Origin of the sequence: Bordetella genomosp. 10, assembly GCF_002261225.1 — a bacterium.
GTDB lineage: Bacteria > Pseudomonadota > Gammaproteobacteria > Burkholderiales > Burkholderiaceae_B > Bordetella_C.
In genome coordinates this window covers 2,850,071-2,867,754 of the sequence record NZ_NEVM01000005.1, presented here as the reverse complement: position 1 = coordinate 2,867,754, position 17,684 = coordinate 2,850,071, and the positions used below count along the sequence as shown (strand labels likewise).

Sequence of the window (17,684 nt, the reverse complement as noted above, 5' to 3'; positions counted from 1 at the left end):
TCCTTGCCGAGGGTGGAAAGGGCATTGAAATGAATCTCCGGCGGCGCAAGCGCCATGCCGCCTCGCCTGTTCAGTTGCCTTGCCTCGGCGCCGGATGCAGCTTCGAGCGCGGCCCGGCCTTCAGCAACTGGCTGGGCACGTCATGGCCCACCATTCCGGGCAGGGCGGCGCCGATGTCGAGCAGTTGCTGCACGTCGATGCCGGTGTCGTAGCCCATCAGGTTCAGCATGTGCACGAGTTCCTCGGTGCAGGCGTTGCCGCTGGCGCCGGGCGCGTAGGGGCAGCCGCCCAGCCCGCCCAGCGAGGCGTCGAAGCGGTCGACGCCCGCCTCCAGCGCCGCCATGGTGTTGGCCAGCGCCATGCCGCGCGTATTGTGGAAATGCAGGGTCAGCGCCAGGTCCGGGAACAGCCGGCGCGTTTCGCGGGCGATGCGCGCCACCTGCGAGGGATAGGCCATGCCCGTGGTGTCGCACAAGGTGACGCCGTGCGCGCCCAGGGCCGCGAAGCGGCCCACCAGCTCGAAGACCTGGTAAGGATCGATGTCCCCTTCCATGGGGCAGCCGAACACGGTGGACAGCGAGACGTTGATGGCGACGCGGCTGTCGCGCACCGCCGAGATGACGTCCGCCAACTGGTCCAGGGACTGGGCGCGGGTCATGCGCAGATTGGCCTGGTTGTGCGTTTCGCTGACGGACATCACCAGGTTCACCTCGTCGACGTTGCACTCCAGCGCGCGCTGCGCGCCGCGCACGTTCGGCACCAGCACGGTATAGACCACGTCCGGGTTGCGCCGGATGCGGTGCATGACGATCTCGGCGTCGCGCAGCGCGGGGATGGCCTTGGGCGAGGTGAAGGAGGTCACCTCGATCTTGGCGTAGCCGGCGGCGGACAGGCGGTCGACGAAGGCGATCTTGTCCTCGGTCTCGATGAACTGCTTTTCGTTCTGGAAGCCGTCGCGCGGGGCGACTTCCTGGATGTGGATTTTCTTGCCGCGTTCGGCTTGCGTGGACATGGCGCCGCTCCTCAAATGATGCCGCGCGCGCGCCAGTCGGCGCGGCGCTGCGCGTCCACGCCCAGCGCTTCCAGCACCTCGTCCGTGTGCTGGCCCAGGGTGGGCGCGGGGCTGCGCACTTCGCCGGGCGTGGCCGACAGCTTGGGCACGATGCCGGGCAACTGGATGGGCGTGCCGTCGGGAAGCTGGCCGTCGAGGATCATGTCGCGGGCGCGGTAGTGCGGGTCGGTGGCGATGTCGGCCACGTCGTAGATCTTGCCGGCGGGGATCTGGCCGTCGTTCAGGCACTGCAGCACGTGGTCCATGCCATGGCGGCCGGTCCATTCGGAAATGGCCGCGTCGATCATTTCGACGTGGCGCACGCGGCCGCTGTTGTTGGCCAGTTCGGGCAGTTCGGCGAGATCCGGCCGGCCGATCACGCCCATCAGGCGCTTGAAGATGCTGTCGCCGTTGCCGGCGATCAATACGTACTTGCCGTCCTGGCAGCGATAGGCGTTGCTGGGCGCGATGCCGGGCAGGCTGCTGCCGGCCGGCTGCCGTACCTCGCCGAAGACGGCGTATTCGGGCAGCAGGCTTTCCATCATGTTGAAGACGGACTCGTAGAGCGCCACGTCTATCATCTGGCCTTCGCCGGTCTGGTCGCGGGTGCGCAGCGCCAGCAGGATGCCGATGACGCCGTGCAGGGCCGACAGCGAGTCGCCGATGGAAACGCCGACGCGCACCGGCGTGCGGCCCGGTTCGCCGCTGAGGTGGCGCAGGCCGCCCATGGCTTCGCCGATGGCGCCGAAGCCGGGCAGGTCGCGATAGGGACCGGTCTGGCCGTAGCCCGAGACGCGCAGCATGACCAGGCGCGGGTTGATGGCGCGCAGGTCTTCCCAGCCCAGGCCCCACTTCTCCATGGCGCCCGGCTTGAAGTTCTCCACCACCACGTCGACGTCCCGGATCATCGCGCGGACGAGGTCCTGCGCTTCCGGCTGGCGCAGGTCCAGGCTGACGGATTTCTTGTTGCGCGACTGCGCCTGCCACCATACCGAGGTGCCGTCGTGCAGCAGGCGCCAGTTGCGCAGCGGATCGCCCTTGCCGGGCGGTTCGATCTTGATCACCTCGGCGCCGAATTCGCCCAGCATCTTGGCGGCGAACGGGCCGGCGATGAGTTGACCGAGTTCCAGCACGCGGATGCCGCTCAAAGGTTTGGTTGACATATAGCCTCTTGAATCAGTGTTTCTGCTTGCCCAGATAGGCCTCGCGCACGCGGTCGCTGGCCAGCAGTTCCCGGCCGCTGCCTTCCATGACGATGTTGCCGACTTCCAGCACGTAGGCGCGGTCGGAGATGGCCAGGGCCTGGTTGGCCATCTGCTCGACCAGCAGGATCGTCATGCCGCGTTCCTTCAGGGATTCGATGATACGGAAGATCTCCGCCACGATCAGCGGCGCCAGCCCCAGCGAAGGTTCGTCCAGCATGAGGATGCGCGGCTTGCCCATCAATGCGCGGCAGATCGCCAGCATCTGCTGCTCCCCGCCCGACAGCGTACCGGCATACTGGGCGCGCCGCTCCTTCAGGCGCGGGAACATCGCGAAGCAGGCCTCGATTTCCGGCATCAGCGCGTCCAGCGGTTCGCGGCGCAGGAAGGCGCCCAGCAGGAGGTTGTCGAACACCGTCTGGTCCGGGAAGACCTGGCGGCCTTCGGGCACGTGGGCGATGCCCAGGCCGACCCGCTTGTGGGCGGGGATGCCGGCCATGTCCCGGCCGTCGAACAGCACCTGGCCGGTGGACTTCTCGATGCCGGACAAGGCCCGCATCATGGTGCTCTTGCCGGCGCCGTTGCCGCCGATGATGGTGACGATCTCGTTGCGGTCGACGTGCAGGGAGACCTGCTTCAGGGCGTTGACCGCCCCGTAGCTGACCGCGAGGTTCTTGATATCGAGCAATCGGGTCATGGCCGTCTCCTATGCCGCCGCGCCCAGATAGGCTTCGATGACTTTGGGATTTTCCTGGATGTGGTTGGGCAGGCCGGCGGCGATCTTCACGCCGTAGTCCAGCACCACGATGTGGTCGGAAATGGCCATCACCAGGTCCATGTGGTGTTCGATCAGCAGCACCGTCAGGCCCTTGTCGCGCAGTTTCACGATGAGTTCGGTGAGTTCGTCGGTCTCGGCCGGATTCAGGCCGGCGGCCGGCTCGTCCAGCAGCAGCAGGTCCGGCATGGCGGCCACCGCGCGGGCGATCTCCAGGCGCCGCTGCAGGCCGTAGGGCAGGCTGTTGGCGATGTCGTCGGCGTAGCGCTGCAGCCCGAAGAACGTGAGGATGGCGTAGGCCTCGCGCCGCATGCGGCGTTCTTCCGCCAGGGCGCCGGGCAGGCCCAGCAGGTTGGCCAGGAAGCCGGATTTCTGCACGCGGTAGAAGCCGACCATGACGTTTTCCAGCGCGGTCAGGCCTTCGAACAGCTTGAGGTTCTGGAAGGTGCGGCCGATCCCGGCGGCGGCGATCTGGCTGGCGGACAGGCCCACCAGGGGACGTCCCTGGAAATTGATGGCGCCGGCGTCGGGCTTGACCAGGCCGGACAGCAGGTTCAGCGTCGTGGTCTTGCCGGCGCCGTTGGGGCCGATCAACGATACGATGTCGCCGCGCTTCAGGCTGAAGGACACCTTGTTGGTCGGCACCACGCCGCCGAAGGCCTTGTACAGGTCCTGGACTTCCAGCAGCGCGCCGCCGGCGGCGTGGCCGGCCGCCGGCTTGACCGGCGACCACGCGCCCGCCTGGGCCCGGTCGGCGCCGGACAGCTTGCTGCGGCGGGGGAGCATCCTGGCCAGCAGGCCGGACAGCCCTTCGGGCATGGCGTACAGCGCGAACAGCAGGATCAGGCCATAGGCGAAATGCTGCACTTCGGGCCAGCGCGCCAGCATGGCGTCGATGACGGTCAGCACCACCGCGCCCAGGAAGGAGCCGGCCGGCGTGCGGCCGCCGAACAGCACCAGCACCAGGAAGAACACCGACAGGTTGAAATTGACGAAGTCCGAGTTGATGTACTGGTTCTGCTGCGCCACCAGTCCGCCGGCGATGCCGCAGGTAATGGCGCTGATGGCGAAGGCCAGGATCTTGAAGCGGTAGACGCTGATGCCCACGCTTTCGGCGGCGATTTCCGACGTCCGCACGGCGGCGAAGCCGCGGCCGAAGCGGCCGTTGAGCAGCAGCGAGGTCATGGCGTGCAGCAGCAGGCCGATCGCCACCACCACGATGACCCATTGGCGGCCGTCCAGCGGCGCGCCGTTGAAGGACAGGCCGGCGATGCCGTAGAAGCCTTCCTGGCCCTTGAAGACGTCGGTCCACTCCGAGACGATTTTCTCGATCAGCAGGCCGAACGCGATGGTCACCATCGCCAGGCTGGGGCCTTTCACCTTGAGGGCCGGGATGGCGATCAGCACGCCGAACACGCCCGACACCGCCACGGCGGCCAGCAGGGCCAGCCACGGGTCGACCTGGTAGTTCACCGTCAGCAGGGCGACGGTATAGGCGCCCACGCCGAACAGTCCGGCGTGGCCGAGCGACTTCTGGCCGGTCTGGCCGACCAGGATGTTGAAGCCGGTGGCGGCGATGTAGTAGACGCCGATGTTGAACAGGATCAGCAGGTAGAAGTCGTTGAGGCCGGAATAGGCCACGCCGACGACCACGGCGGCGACCAGCAGCGGCGCGAGGATTTTGGCGAGGTTCATACTTTCTCCGCGTGCACGCGGCCCAGGATGCCGGCCGGGCGGAAATACAGCACGACGATGATCAGGCCGAAGACGGCGATCTCGCGCAGGTTCGAGTACCACAGCCCGATCAGCGATTCGAGCAGGCCGATCAGGAAGCCGCCGAAGATGCAGCCGCGCGGGTTTTCCAGGCCGCCGAGGATGGCGGCGGAGAAGGCCTTCAGCGACAGCAGCGTGCCGACGAACACGGACGCGGTGGCGATGGGCGCCACCATCACGCCGGCCACCGCGGCCAGCGCGGAACTGATGGCGAAGACGCCGATGGCCACGGCGTTGGCGTTGATGCCCATCAGGCTGGCGGTGGTCTTGCTGAACGCCACGGCGCGCACGGCCTTGCCCATTTTGGTCTTGTGCAACAGCCAGTCGAACACGATCATCAGCACCAGCGTCGTGCCGAACACCAGGATTTCCTGCGGTCGCACGCCGGTGCCCAGCACGTTGACGATGCCGTCGCCCAGGGGCGACGCCAGCGCGATGGGCGCCGGGCCCCAGATCAGCAGCGCCAGGTTCTGGATGATGATGCCGAAGCCGATGGTGCTCATGACCCAGGACAGGCCGGCTTCGCCCACGAAGTGCTTGATGGCGGTGGCGTAGAGCAGGTAGCCGAGCAGGGCCAGCACCAGCATGGCGGCGAACAGCGCGAAGAGGAAGGCGCCCCAGGTGACGTCGGACGGATCGGGGAAGCCCGTCAGGCGGCCCTGGCTGAACAGCACGATGGCGCTGACGCCGATCAGGCCGGCCAGCGCCAGGAACGCGCCCTGGCCGAAGTTGAAGGTCTTGGTGGTCGTGTAGGTGATGCTGAAGCCGAACGCGACCAGGGCATAGACGCTGCCCATGGCCAATCCACTCAATATGGCTTGTAGTATCTGCATGCTGGGGCCCCTCTGGCGCGGCCGCCCCCCGGCCGCGGCGGCGGGGGCAGGACGCGGTAACGATAAGAACGCGGCGCTTAGAGCTTCAGGTCGTCCGGCGTGATGGCCTTGATGATGTCGTCGTCGACCGAGACCACCTTGCCGTCGATCCAGCGCACCAGGCGGAAGTCCTTCACCGACAGGGCTTCGTGGTTCTGGGCGTTGAACGGCTTTTCATAGGTCTTGATCACGCCCTTGGCCTGGGCCAGGTTCTCCAGCGCGGCCTGCACCTTGTCGCCGTCGGTGGACTTGGCCTGTTCCATGGCGGCGGCGAACAGCTTGACCGAGTCGTAGGCCTGGGCGGCCATCACGTAGGTGGGCACGCGGCCCTCGCGCTTGAGCAGCGTCTCGTAGAGGGCCTTGGATTGCGGCGAGGAGTCTTCCGTGATGGAGGCGGTGAAGATCATCTTCTTCGCCAGGTCGGGGCCGGCGATGCGCAGGAAGGGCGAGCTCAGGTTGGCCCAGGAGGCCAGCGTCACCGGGAAGTAGTTGATCTTCTCCAGGCTGCGCATGACGTGCGCGTTGGAGTCGGCCAGGGCGTAGACGATCAGCGTGTCGGCGCCGGCGGCCTTGATCTTGTTCAACTGCGAGGTCATGTCCGTGTCCTTGGGACCGAACTTCTCGTTGGCGACGGGCGTGATCTTGTGCAGCGCGAGGATTTCCTGCGCGTCCTTGGCGCCCTGCTGGCCGTAGCCGGTGGTGTCGGCGATGATGGCGACCTTGCCGTTCTTGCTGGCGCGCGCGGCATAGGCGGCCAGCAGGGCGATCTGGTCGCGGTCGCGCATGGACACGCGGAAGATGTAGTTGGGCGGCTGCTTGGCGTAGCGCGCGGTGATGTCGGTGGCGGTGGCCACGGGCGAGATCGTGGGGATCTTCTTCTGCTGCACGATGTGCAGCCAGGCCAGCATATTGCCCGAGTTCACGCCGCCGATCATGGCGCTGACCTTCTCGTTGTCGACCAGTTCGTTGGTGTTCTGGATGGCCTTGGGCGGAGCGCCGACGTCGTCGCGCGCGACGATCACGACCTTGCGGCCCAGCACGCCGCCGGCGGCGTTCAGTTCGTCGGCGGCCTGGCGCGCGCCGGCCAGGGCGGAGATGCCGAAGTCGGCGCTGCCGGTGGCCGACATGTCGCTGTTGAAGCCGATCTTGATGTCGTCGGCCAGGGCGGCGGCGCTCGCGCCGGCCAGGGCGGCCGCCAGCATGGCGATGCGCGCGCGCTTGATGAAGGTCTTGTTCACTGTGTCTCTCTCCTTCGAGGACGCCGCCCGGGCGGCGCGACTCGCGATAGGTATGGGCTCGTATTGCCGGGGACTGCGTTCGTGGTGGACTGCGTGGGTAACGGGTTCGATGCCTATTCGATGCTTATTCGACGCCTACCCGGTGCGCCGGATCAGGTCGGCGGCCTTGTTGCCTATCATCATGGTCGCCGCGCAGATGTTCGCCGACGGCATGGCCGGTATGACGGAGGAATCGACCACGCGCAGCGCCTGCACGCCGCGCACCCGCAACTGCGGGTCGACCACCGCCAGCGGATCGTCGGCGGGACCCATGCGCGCCGTGCCGTTGACGTGATAGGACGACACGCCGTATTGGCGCGCGAAGTGGAGCAATTCGTCGTCCGACTGGCACAGCGCGCCGGGCAGCGATTCGCCATCGAAATACTGCGCCAGCGCCTGCGACTGCAACAGGCTGCGCGCCAGGCGGATGCCGCGCACCAGGGTGATCTGGTCGTCGGGATGCGCGAGGTAGTTGGCATTGATGACCGGGTCCTGCATCGGATCGCTGGAGCGCACGCGCACCTGGCCGCGGCTTTGCGGCCGGTGCTGCCAGATGCCGGTGGTCATGCCGGGAAAGTCGTCGAGCACGCCGACATAGCCTTCCTTGTAGCTGGCGGGGGTGAACACGCCTTGCAGGTCGGGCGCGTCCAGGCCGGGCCGCGACTGCCAGAAATAGTGCAGCAGCGAGGGGCTGAGCGCCATGATGCTGGGCTTCTTCAGCAACCAGCGGCCGATCTGGCCGGCCAGCCGCAGGCCCTTGACCAACTGGTTCATCGTCTGCATGTTCTTCACGCGCGCCACCACGCGAACCGAATAATGGTCGCTCAGGTTCTCGCCCACGCCGGGCAGGTCGCGCACGACCGCGATGCCTTGCCCGCGCAGGAATTCGGCGGGTCCCAGGCCGGAGAGCTGCAGCAGCTTGGGCGTATTGATGGCGCCGCTGGAGACGATGACCTCGCGGCGCGCCTTCACGGCGCGCGCGGCCGAGGGCTGGCGCGGGTCGCAGTAGGCCACGCCGGCCGCGCGCAGTCCGTCGAACAGGATGCGGGTGGCCTGGGCGTGGGTGCGCACCGTGAGCGCGTGGCGCGCCTGGGCCGGCTTCAGGAAGCAGCGCGCCGTGCTCATGCGCCAGCCGCGGTCTATGGTGCGCTGGAAGTAGCCGACGCCGGCCTGGCTGGCGCCGTTGTAGTCGGGATTGCGCGGCATGCCCAGTTCCTGCGCGCCGGCCATGAAGGCCTCGCACAGGGGATGTATCCAGTCGATGTCGCTGACCGGCAGTTCGCCGTCGCGGCCGCGATAGCGGTCGTCGCCGCCGGCGCGCCGTTCCATGGACTTGAAATAGGGCAGCACCTCTTCATAGGACCAGCCGGCATTGCCCAGGCTGGCCCAGTGATCGTAGTCGGCGGCCTGGCCGCGGTTGTAGACCAGGCCGTTGATGGAGGTGGACCCGCCCAGCGTGCGGCCTTGCGGGATGGGGACGCGGCGGCCATTGGTCAGGGGCGTGGGCTCGCTGGAGAACTGCCAGGCGTAGGTCGGGTTGAATACCGCCTTGATGAAGCCGGCCGGGATATGCAGGAAGGGACTGCGGTCGGGCGGGCCCGCCTCCAGCACGCAGACCGAGGCGCCGCCGGCGCTGAGGCGATTGGCCAGGATGGCGCCGGCCGCGCCCGAGCCGACGATGACGTAATCGAAGCTGTCGGCATCGCGCAAGGATGCCTGCTGTGCTGGATTCATGACCTGTCCGCAGGCGGCGGCCGCCTGTCCACGCAAGAATTGCCACTGAAAGAAAAAAGGCCCGAACGGTTCACGCCGCCGCGCCGAGCGACTTGCCCGCGAGGCAGACGTACTTGAGTTCGAGGAATTCCTCGATCCCGTATTTGGAGCCTTCGCGGCCCACGCCGGATTCCTTGACGCCGCCGAAGGGGCCGACTTCGTTGGAGACGGCGCCGGTATTCACGCCGACGATGCCGTATTCCAAGGCTTCCATCACGCGCCAGACCCGTTCCATGTCGGCGGTATAGAAATAGGCGGCCAGGCCCGACTCGCTGTCGTTGGCCCGCGCCAGTGCCTCGGCTTCCGATTCGAAAGTGCTCAGGCCGACCACCGGGCCGAAGATTTCTTCGTGCGCGATGTCCATGCCGTCCGTGATGCCGTCCAGCAGCGTGGGCTGGAACAGCAGCGTGCCGGGTTGGGCGAGATCGCCGCCGGCCAGCAGGCGCGCGCCCTTGGCCGTGGCGTCGGCGACCAGGCGGCCGACCTTGTCGACCGCGCGCCGGTCGATCAGCGGACCGATGGTCACGCCCGGCTCCAGGCCATTGCCCAATTTCATGCCTTCGATGGCGGCGCGCAGTTTCTCGCCGAAGGCCGCGGCCACCGCGCTGTGGACATAGACGCGATTGGCGCAGACGCAGGTCTGGCCGGCGTTGCGGAACTTGGACGCCATCAGGCCCTGGACGGCCTCGTCCAGGTCGGCGTCCTCGAACACGATGAAGGGCGCGTTGCCGCCCAGTTCCAGCGACAGTTTCTTGATGTTCGACGCGCTCTGCTGCATCAGCAGCCGGCCGGTCGCGGTCGATCCGGTGAAGGTGAGCTTGCGCACCGTGGCGTTGCCCGAGAGCTCGCCGCCGATGGGCGCCGGGTCGCCCGTCACCACGTTCAGGACGCCGGGCGGAATGCCGGCCTGCTCGCCCAGCCAGGCCAGGGCCAGCGCGGTGAAGGGCGTCAACTCGGAAGGCTTGAGCACCACGGTGCAGCCGGCGGCCAGCGCCGGGCTGACCTTGCGCGTGACCAGGGCCGAAGGGAAATTCCAGGCGATGATGGCCGCCACGACGCCGACCGGCTGCCGGATCGCCAGCAGGCGCTGGTCGCCGCGCGGCGTGGGCAGGACGTCGCCATAGATGCGCTTGGCTTCCTCGGCGAACCATTCGACGAAGGACAGCGCATAGTTCAATTCGCCGCGGGCCTCGGCCAGGGGTTTGCCCTGCTCCAGGGTGAGCAGCAGGGCCAGGTCGTCGCTGTGCCGTTCGATCAACTGGTGCCACTTGCGCAGGATGGCGCCGCGTTCCTTGCCGGTCTTGGCGCGCCAGGCGGGCAGGGCGCCATCGGCTGCCGCGATGGCGCGCGCGGTCTCGGCCGCCCCCAGGTTGGGGACCGTGCCCAGCGGGCTGCCGTCGTAGGGATTGCGCACCGTGATGGTGGCCTTGTCGTCGGCATCGCACCAGGCGCCGCCGATATATGCCTGCTGCCGCAGCAACTGGCCGTCATTCAAAGTCATGCCTGTCTCGCTCGCTTCTTCCGGCGGCACGCCGTTTTCCAGGGGGAAAGCCGCCGCCTGCTGGTATTTTTCCGCAGTCTAGCAACGGCCTTGCACCGGCCAAAAGCAGCGATTTGTGATGCTGCCATCGCCGTTCGCGATGGCAAGACAGCGCCGTGGCTACAATAGGCGCGCCTCCGGTTTTTTTTCGCGTGCCATGCGTCTCGATCCGCTTTCCCTCAAGCTCTTCATCAGCGTGGTTGAACTGGGCACCATCGCCGCCGCGGCGGAACGCGAGCACATTGCCGCGGCCGCCGTCAGCAAGCGCATCAGCGAACTGGAAGAAACGCTGCGCATCCGGCTGCTGACACGCACGAACAAGGGCATACGGCCGACGCCGGCGGGCATGGAGCTGTCCATCATGGCGCGCCGCGCCTTGCACGAGCTGGACGAAATCGCCGTGCACATGAGCGAATACGCGATCGGCCTGCGCGGCTTCATCCGGGTGCAGGCCAATATTTCCGCCATCACCCAGTTCCTGCCCGACGATATCAAGCGATTTCTCGGCGAGTATCCCAATGTGCAGGTGGACCTGGAAGAAAAAATCACGTCCACCATCATCAAGTCCGTGGCGGAGAACGCGGCCGACGTCGGCATTTTTTCCGGGGAAGCCGCCGGCTACGACGTCGAGGTGTTTCCCTATCGCGAGGATGTCCTGGCCCTGGTGGTGCCGGCCGGCCATCCGCTGGCCGGCAAGCCGGGCTTCCGCTTCGCCGATGCCCTGGACTACGACTTCATCGGCCTGCATCGCGGCAGCGCGATCAATCGCGTGCTGACGAACGCCGCCGACGACGAGAAGCGCACCATCCGGCTCAAGGTGCAATGCACCGGTTTCGATGCCTTGTGCTTCATGGTCAATTCGGGGCTGGGCGTGGGCGTGCTGCCGCTGGAAATCGCGCGTCGTTATTCGGTGATGTTCGACTTTCGCATCATCCCGCTGTCGGAGGCCTGGGCGCGGCGCAAGATCCAGATTTGCGTGCGCGCCTTCGATGCCTTGCCGACCGCGGCCAAGCTCTTCGTCCACCACCTTGCGTTTCAGGACGGCGCGGGCAGCCAGCCGAGCAGCTTGAACCAGCCGTAGTCCAGCGGCACCAGCACGACGACGGTGATCAGGGCGACGGCCAGGCATAGCGCCAGGCCCGCGCGCGGCGGGACCTTGCCCATGCCCATGGCGACGACGAAGGGCGCGGCCTGGTAGGGCAGGACCGGCGTCGCGTAGCCGATCACCTGGATCATCAGCACGGTCAGCAGGGGCAGCCCGCTGCCGTCGGCCAGCGCCTGCGCCAGCGGGGTGAACAGCGCCGGCACGCCGTTGGCGGTGACGACGAAATTGAGCACGCCGGTCAGGCCGACGAGCGCGTAGAAGGTGCGCAGCGGCTGCGCCGGGTCCAGGGGCAGCAGGGCCAGCAGCCAGCGTCCGATGGCATGTCCCAGGCCGGAGGCGGTGACCACCGCGGCCAGGCCCAGGATGGCGGCGACGTAGATGCAGGTGCGGATATTCACGCCGGCGGCGAATTCGTCGCCGTTGAGAAAACCCACGCGGGGGAGCAGGCAGACGCAGGCGGCCGCCAGGCCCACCCAGGCGGGCGAAATGCCGTGCCAGGCGTCGGTCATCCACAGCGCCAGCGTAATGGCCAGCAGCGCGCTCAGGCGCTTTTCGCCACGGCTCAAGGGCGCGCGGGCCGCGCCGGCGGCGACGGGCTGCGGCCGCGCGGGGAACATCAGGCAGATGCAGCCGAGCAGCGCCAGGCCCTTCAGTATCCCCATCACCGGCGCATGCAGCCAGAGATACGAGAGATAGGCGAAATGCAGGCCATAGGCCTGTTCCGCCGCGCCCGCCATGACCAGGTTGGGGACGTTGGCCGGAAGAATGCTGGCCGACAACTGGTAGGTGCCCATGCCGACCGCCAGGGCCAGGCCATAGCGCCCGCGGCTGCCCTCGGCCAGGCCGGCGCGATCGGCCAGCGCCATCACGATGGGCATGAGCAGGGCGATGCGCCCCATGTTCGACGGCATGACGAAGGCCAGGCCATAGGTCAGCAGGATCACGCCGCCCACCATGCGCGGCCACGAGCCGTTCAATTGCGCGGCCAGCGCGCCGGCCATGCGATCGGCCAGGCCGACCTTGCGGATGGCCAGGCCCAGCACGAAGCCGCTGAGCACCAGCCAGAACGCCGCCGAGGCGAAGCCGGAGAAGACGACGTCGACCGGCGCGACATGCAGGATCGCGGCGGCCGCGAAGAACAGCAAGGCGACCAGATACTCGGGCAGGCGCGCGGTCGCCCACAGCGCGATGGTCACGGCCACCAGGATGGCGGCCGGCAGCAAGCCATGATCCACGAATGTCTCCTCGTCCCATGCTCATGTTCGGCTCATGTTTGGCGCGGAGAATAAAGCGAAACGGGCAAATTGAAAAATCGCGCGGCGGCGGCCGGGATGCGCGTGCTACTGGCGATGGCCGGTGCGTCGGCGCGTCATCGCCCGACGATGAAGACCGGCGTCAGCCCGCCGGCGGGTTGCGCCGACAGCCAAACGTCAGGCGGCGGAGATTCCCGCGCCGCATCTCATTGTTAATATTGATTCTTATTTGTACTATGAGCGCCGCATCGGCCCCTTGCCGCCCGGCGCTCGATCCGCATGCCGATGCCTGACGAAAATTTTTTCCGCGGAAAGTGGGGGAAATGCCTCGCTCGTGCGTCTATGTCTATAAGATGCCCCGTTTCGCTCCCTCGCGGAACAGGGCGGCAGCCGCTGAATCGCAGTCTTCGAACGAGACGGAATTTCCCGCATTGAGACACTGAATGCCCAAGTCATCGAAACGGCCGCTTTCCCGCATCGTCATCCCCGTCGTCATCGTTCTCCTGGCGCTCTGCGCCTGGGCCCTGCTGCGCACGCGCGAGGTCGTCGACACCGTGGCCATCGCCCGTGGCGATATCGAGGTCAACGTCACCGCGCTGGGCACGCTGCAGCCGCGCAGCTATGTGGACGTGGGCGCCCAGGCCTCCGGCGAGATCCGCCGCATCGCCGTGCAGCCGGGCGACAAGGTCAACAAGGGGGACCTGCTGGTGGAAATCGACCCCTCGGTCCAGCAGGCCAAGGTCGACGCCGACGTCGCCGCGCTCGACGGCCTGCGCGCCCAGCGCGCCGAGCAGGAGGCCCAGAGCGCCCTGGCCCGGCAGCAGTACGAACGCCAGAAACGCATGGCCCGCGAAGGCTCCACCCGCGAAGAGGACGTGCAGACCGCCTATGCCGACCTGCGCGTGGCCGAGGCGCGCGTCGCCAACCTCAAGGCCCAGATCGCCGGCGCCTCGTCCACCCTGAAGGGCGACCAGGCGCAACTGGGCTACACCCGTATCTATGCGCCCATGCCGGGCACCATCGTCACGCTGGACGCGCGCGAAGGGCAGACGCTGAACGCCACCTACCAGACGCCCAAGATCCTGCGCATCGCCGACCTTTCGTCGATGACCGTCTGGACGGACGTGTCCGAGGCCGACGTGCGGCGCGTCAAGCCGGGCATGGCGGTCTATTTCAAGACCCTGGGCGAGGACCGCCGCTGGACGGGGCGCGTGCGCCAGATCCTGCCCGCGCCGCCCAATCCGCCCGAATCCGATACCTCGGGCAGCAGCCAGAAAACGGCGGCCGCTTCCGGCGCCGGCAAGGTCGTCCTCTACACCGTCCTGTTCGACGTCGACAACGCGGACGGCGCCTTGATGCCGCAAATGAGCGCGCAGGTGTTCTTCGTCGAAAGCGCGGCCAAGGACGTGGTGCTGGCGCCCCTGCCGTCCCTGCATCCCGTGGCGGACAAGCCGGGGGTCTACACCGCGCAGGTCCAGGAAGCCGACGGCCATATCGCCGCCCGCGAAGTCCGGACGGGCGTGCGCGACCGCCTGCAGGCGGAAGTGCTGTCGGGCTTGCAGGCGGGCGACCGCATCATCACGGCGATCCACCGCGTGCGCGCCGCGGACGGGAAGGTCCAATGGTAGCGGCGGGCGCGGAACGGACGCCGGCGCTGATCGAGCTGCGCGATATCCGCAAGTCCTACGGCGGGGCGGACGGCAGCCCGGCGACCGAGGTGCTGCGCGGCGTGTCGCTGTCCATCGCCGAGGGCGAGTTCGTCGCCATCATGGGGGCGTCCGGGTCGGGCAAGTCGACGCTCATGAACATACTGGGCTGCCTGGACCGTCCCACCGCCGGCGAGTATCGCTACGCCGGGCAGGACATCGCCACCTTCTCCGCCGACGAATTGGCCTGGCTGCGCCGCGAGGCCTTCGGCTTCGTGTTCCAGGGCTATCACCTGATCCGCACCCTGGATGCCTTGCGCAACGTCGAGGTGCCGGCTGTCTACGCCGGCGGCTCGGCGCGCGAGCGCGAGGCCCGCGCGCGCGCCCTGCTGGCCCGCCTGGGCCTGGAGGAGCGCATGGAGCACCTGCCCAACCAGTTGTCCGGCGGACAGCAGCAGCGCGCCTCCATCGCCCGCGCCTTGATGAACGGCGGCCACATCATCCTGGCCGACGAGCCCACGGGCGCGCTGGACAGCAAGAGCGGGGCGGAGGTGATGGCCTTGCTCAGGGAACTGGCCGACGCCGGCCACACTATCATCCTCATTACCCACGACCGCGACGTCGCCGGGCAGGCGCGCCGCATCATCGAGGTGCGCGACGGCCGCGTGATCGCCGATTCCGGCGGCGCGGCGGCCACGCCCCCGGCCACGCCGGCGGCGACCCGCGACTTCGCCGCGCGCATGGCGGAGGGCGTCTCGCACACCGCCAGCGCCTGGGCCGATATGCGCGAGGCGTTGGTCTCGGCCCGGCGCGCCCTGGCGGTGAACCGCTTCCGCACGCTGTTGACGCTGCTGGGCATCATCATCGGCGTGGCGTCGGTCATCGTCATGCTGGCCATCGGCGCGGGCACGCAGGCCAAGGTGCTGGAGAAAATGGCCATCTACGGGACGAAGCGCATGTACGTCATCCCGGGCAGCGACAACCCGCGTGCGCCGGGCGGCACCCTGTCGGAGGCCGACGTGGCCATCGTGCGGCGCGTGCCCAACGTCGCCGATGCGATTCCTTTCCTCAAGGGCCAGGTCACGCTGCGCGCCGGCAACGTCGACACCTCGGTCTCGGTCTGGTCGGTGACCAGCCACGCGCCCGCCATCCTGAACTGGGAGCCGTCGCGCGGCTTGTTCTTCACCGAGGCGGACGACCGCCAACTGGCAACCGTGATCGTCCTGGGCAAGAAAGTGCGCCAGCGGCTGTACGGCGAACGGGATCCGATCGGGCAATACGTGCTGGTCAACAACGTGCCCTTCCAGGTCATCGGCGAGATGAAGGAGAAGGGCGCGATCACCGGAGATTCCGACGACGACGACGTGGTGCTGATTCCTTTCTCCACCGGCAGCCGGCGGGTGTTGGGCATCACCAACCTGTCCTGGATCTCGGTGCTGCTCGACGACGTCTCCAAGTCCGCCGCGACGGAAAAGCTCATCACGGAGGCGCTGACCGAGGCGCACCACATGCAGGACTTCAAGATATTCAACGCGGCCGCGGCCGTGCAGGCGCAGCAGGAGACCCAGCAGACCCTGACCATGATGCTGGGGCTGATCGCGGCCATCTCGCTGCTGGTGGGAGGCATAGGAGTGATGAACATCATGCTGATGACGGTGCGCGAGCGCACGCGGGAGATCGGCATCCGCATGGCCACCGGCGCGCGCCAGCGCGATATCCAGCGCCAGTTCCTGAGCGAGGCGGTGGTGGTGTCGCTGGTGGGCGGCGCGGCGGGCGTGGTGATCGGACTGGGCATAGGCATCGCCCTGATCGCCGCCGGCGCGCCCGTGATCTTTTCCGTGCGGGCCATCCTGGGCGCCTTCGCCTGCGCCTTGGCGACGGGCCTGATCTTCGGGTTCATGCCGGCGCGGCAGGCGGCGCGGCTGGACCCCGTCGTGGCGTTGGCGAGCGAATGACGATGCGTGGACTTTCCTTGCCGGCGGCGATGCGCAAGCTGCCTTTGGCGACGGCGCTGGCCGCGATGTTGGCCGGAGTGCTGGCCTTGGGTGGCTGCGGCCTGCCCGTGGCGCACACGGAGGCGGGCCTGGACCTGCCCGCCGGCTGGCAGGCGCCCAATGTGGCCGCCACGCCCAACGCCCCGAACGCGCCCGACGCGGCCCGCGTGGACGCGGCGTGGTGGCGCGGCTATGGCGATCCCGAGCTGTCCCGCCTGGTCGACCAGGCGCGCGCCGGCAGCTATGACGTCGCCGCCGCGGTGGCGCGGGTGCGCCAGGCCGAGGCATCCGCCCGCATTGCGGGCGCGCCGCTATTGCCCGAGGTCGAGGGCAATTTCCAGGCCGAGCGCGCGAAGCAGGCCGGCTATTCCGCCTATTCCACTTACACCGCCGCGCTTTCGGCCAGTTATGAACTGGACCTGTGGGGCGGCAATCGCGCGGCCCGGCAGTCCGCGCTCGCCACGCTGACCGCCACCGAGTACAGCCGCGACGCCGTCCTGATGACGCTGACCGCGGGCGTCGCCAACACCTATCTGCAAACGCTCGCATTGCGCGAGCGCGCCGATATCGCCCGCCGCAACCTAGCCGCCGGCGAACGCATCCTCGCTTTCATCGATTCGCAGTACCGCGCGGGCGCGGCCACGGCGCTGGACCTGAGCCAGCAGCGCGGCCTGGTCGCCGGCCTGCGCCAGGCCGTGACGCTATACGCGCAGCAGGCGCGCGAGAGCCAGACCGCATTGGCCATCCTGGCCGGCCGGCCGCCGCAGGGCTTCGCCGTCGCCGCGACGACGCTGGACGCCCTGCGCGCGCCGGTGGCCGACGCGGGCGTGCCGGCGGATCTGCTGACGCAGCGTCCGGACCTGGCCCAGGCCGAACGCCAACTGGCCGCGGCCGACGCCGACGTCACCGTGGCCCGCGCCGCCATGCTGCCCAACGTGACGCTGACGGCCTCTTTCGGCTACGGCAACGACCATCTGCGCGGCCTGTTCGATCATCCCATCCACGATCTCGCGGCCGGCCTCGTCGCGCCCATTTTCAACAACGGTCGCCTGAGCGGCCAACGCGACCTGGCGCTGGCGCGCCGCGAGGAATTGCTGGCGGACTATCGCGGCGCCATCGTCAACGCCCTGGGCGACGTGGAGACGGCGCTCAATGCCCTGGACGGCTACGCGCGCCAGCAACGGGACCAGGACGAGGTCGTGGCCCAGGCGCGCGAGACGGTGCGGCTGGCGGAATCGCACTACCGGGCCGGCGCGGAAACGCTGCTGACGCTGCTGGACGCCCAGCGCTCCCAATACGCCGCCGAGGACGCCGCGGTGCAACTGCGCCTCGCGCGCCTGCAGGCGTCGGTGTCCTTGTACAAGGCGCTGGGCGGCGGCTGGCGGCAGGACGCCCCCGCCGTTCAAGGCGCCAGGTAGCGGGG

General features: G+C 68.2%; 13 protein-coding genes. 4 read left to right on the top strand and 9 right to left on the bottom strand.

The window, feature by feature from the left end; all coding sequences use genetic code 11:
- Positions 1-70: 70 nt before the first annotated feature.
- The 8 genes from CAL29_RS28840 to CAL29_RS28805 form a co-directional block, all read right to left on the bottom strand.
- Positions 71-1,012, bottom strand: a complete 942-nt coding sequence (locus CAL29_RS28840; RefSeq protein ID WP_094856299.1) for a hydroxymethylglutaryl-CoA lyase — start codon at positions 1,010-1,012, stop codon at positions 71-73.
- Positions 1,013-1,023: 11 nt separating this feature from the next.
- The gene (locus CAL29_RS28835) at positions 1,024-2,214 is read right to left on the bottom strand and encodes a CaiB/BaiF CoA transferase family protein (RefSeq protein ID WP_094856298.1); all 1,191 of its coding nucleotides are present in this window, start codon (positions 2,212-2,214) and stop codon (positions 1,024-1,026) included.
- A 13-nt stretch (positions 2,215-2,227) separates the two neighbouring features.
- Entirely contained in the window at positions 2,228-2,950 is a 723-nt protein-coding gene (locus tag CAL29_RS28830) for an ABC transporter ATP-binding protein (protein ID WP_094856297.1), read from the bottom strand.
- Positions 2,951-2,959: 9 nt separating this feature from the next.
- A complete protein-coding gene (locus CAL29_RS28825; RefSeq protein WP_094856296.1) occupies positions 2,960-4,723 on the bottom strand; it encodes a branched-chain amino acid ABC transporter ATP-binding protein/permease in 1,764 nt (587 codons plus the stop codon).
- Positions 4,720-5,598 (bottom strand): branched-chain amino acid ABC transporter permease, encoded by an 879-nt coding sequence (locus tag CAL29_RS28820; RefSeq protein ID WP_373559841.1) that lies wholly within the window; start codon positions 5,596-5,598, stop codon positions 4,720-4,722. The genes CAL29_RS28825 and CAL29_RS28820 overlap by 4 nt, the downstream gene beginning before the upstream one ends.
- Before the next feature lie 113 nt (positions 5,599-5,711).
- Positions 5,712-6,875, bottom strand: a complete 1,164-nt coding sequence (locus tag CAL29_RS28815; RefSeq protein WP_094856973.1) for an ABC transporter substrate-binding protein — start codon at positions 6,873-6,875, stop codon at positions 5,712-5,714.
- Positions 6,876-7,046: 171 nt separating this feature from the next.
- Positions 7,047-8,684 carry a GMC family oxidoreductase gene (locus tag CAL29_RS28810; RefSeq protein ID WP_094856294.1) on the bottom strand — a complete coding sequence of 546 codons (1,638 nt, stop codon included), beginning with the start codon at positions 8,682-8,684 and terminating at the stop codon, positions 7,047-7,049.
- Positions 8,685-8,754: 70 nt separating this feature from the next.
- A complete protein-coding gene (locus CAL29_RS28805) occupies positions 8,755-10,224 on the bottom strand; it encodes an NAD-dependent succinate-semialdehyde dehydrogenase (protein ID WP_094856972.1) in 1,470 nt (489 codons plus the stop codon).
- Between the two features lie 196 nt (positions 10,225-10,420).
- On the opposite strand from CAL29_RS28805, the gene CAL29_RS28800 reads away from it, so the two are divergent.
- Positions 10,421-11,344, top strand: coding sequence for a LysR family transcriptional regulator (locus tag CAL29_RS28800; RefSeq protein ID WP_094856293.1), 924 nt, complete (start codon positions 10,421-10,423; stop codon positions 11,342-11,344).
- On the opposite strand, the gene CAL29_RS28795 is transcribed toward CAL29_RS28800, so the two are convergent.
- On the bottom strand, positions 11,299-12,603 hold the full coding sequence (locus CAL29_RS28795; RefSeq protein WP_218831909.1) for an SLC13 family permease: 1,305 nt from the start codon (positions 12,601-12,603) through the stop codon (positions 11,299-11,301). The genes CAL29_RS28800 and CAL29_RS28795 overlap by 46 nt on opposite strands.
- Before the next feature lie 461 nt (positions 12,604-13,064).
- Between CAL29_RS28795 and CAL29_RS28790 the strand changes: the two genes are divergently transcribed.
- From CAL29_RS28790 to CAL29_RS28780, 3 genes are read left to right on the top strand one after another with little or no spacing between them, the layout of a single operon-like run.
- Complete coding sequence (locus CAL29_RS28790) at positions 13,065-14,249, top strand: efflux RND transporter periplasmic adaptor subunit (RefSeq protein ID WP_094856292.1); 1,185 nt, start codon at positions 13,065-13,067, stop codon at positions 14,247-14,249.
- Positions 14,243-16,222: a MacB family efflux pump subunit gene (locus CAL29_RS28785; RefSeq protein ID WP_094856291.1), complete on the top strand. Its 1,980-nt coding sequence runs from the start codon at positions 14,243-14,245 to the stop codon at positions 16,220-16,222. The genes CAL29_RS28790 and CAL29_RS28785 overlap by 7 nt, the downstream gene beginning before the upstream one ends.
- Positions 16,219-17,679, top strand: coding sequence for an efflux transporter outer membrane subunit (locus CAL29_RS28780; protein ID WP_256977787.1), 1,461 nt, complete (start codon positions 16,219-16,221; stop codon positions 17,677-17,679). The genes CAL29_RS28785 and CAL29_RS28780 overlap by 4 nt, the downstream gene beginning before the upstream one ends.
- Positions 17,680-17,684: the final 5 nt, after the last annotated feature.

Excerpts from the sequence above, each read along its gene's own strand:
- CAL29_RS28790 (WP_094856292.1), top strand. The coding sequence starts at position 13,065 with ATGCCCAAGTCATCGAAACGGCCGCTTTCCCGCATCGTCATCCCCGTC.
- CAL29_RS28785 (WP_094856291.1), top strand. The coding sequence starts at position 14,243 with ATGGTAGCGGCGGGCGCGGAACGGACGCCGGCGCTGATCGAGCTGCGC.
- CAL29_RS28810 (WP_094856294.1), bottom strand. The coding sequence starts at position 8,684 with ATGAATCCAGCACAGCAGGCATCCTTGCGCGATGCCGACAGCTTCGAT.
- CAL29_RS28800 (WP_094856293.1), top strand. The coding sequence starts at position 10,421 with ATGCGTCTCGATCCGCTTTCCCTCAAGCTCTTCATCAGCGTGGTTGAA.
- CAL29_RS28840 (WP_094856299.1), bottom strand. The coding sequence starts at position 1,012 with ATGTCCACGCAAGCCGAACGCGGCAAGAAAATCCACATCCAGGAAGTC.
- CAL29_RS28835 (WP_094856298.1), bottom strand. The coding sequence starts at position 2,214 with ATGTCAACCAAACCTTTGAGCGGCATCCGCGTGCTGGAACTCGGTCAA.
- CAL29_RS28815 (WP_094856973.1), bottom strand. The coding sequence starts at position 6,875 with ATGCTGGCGGCCGCCCTGGCCGGCGCGAGCGCCGCCGCCCTGGCCGAC.
- CAL29_RS28805 (WP_094856972.1), bottom strand. The coding sequence starts at position 10,224 with ATGACTTTGAATGACGGCCAGTTGCTGCGGCAGCAGGCATATATCGGC.
- CAL29_RS28780 (WP_256977787.1), top strand. The coding sequence starts at position 16,219 with ATGACGATGCGTGGACTTTCCTTGCCGGCGGCGATGCGCAAGCTGCCT.
- CAL29_RS28825 (WP_094856296.1), bottom strand. The coding sequence starts at position 4,723 with ATGAACCTCGCCAAAATCCTCGCGCCGCTGCTGGTCGCCGCCGTGGTC.
- CAL29_RS28830 (WP_094856297.1), bottom strand. The coding sequence starts at position 2,950 with ATGACCCGATTGCTCGATATCAAGAACCTCGCGGTCAGCTACGGGGCG.
- CAL29_RS28820 (WP_373559841.1), bottom strand. The coding sequence starts at position 5,598 with ATGGGCAGCGTCTATGCCCTGGTCGCGTTCGGCTTCAGCATCACCTAC.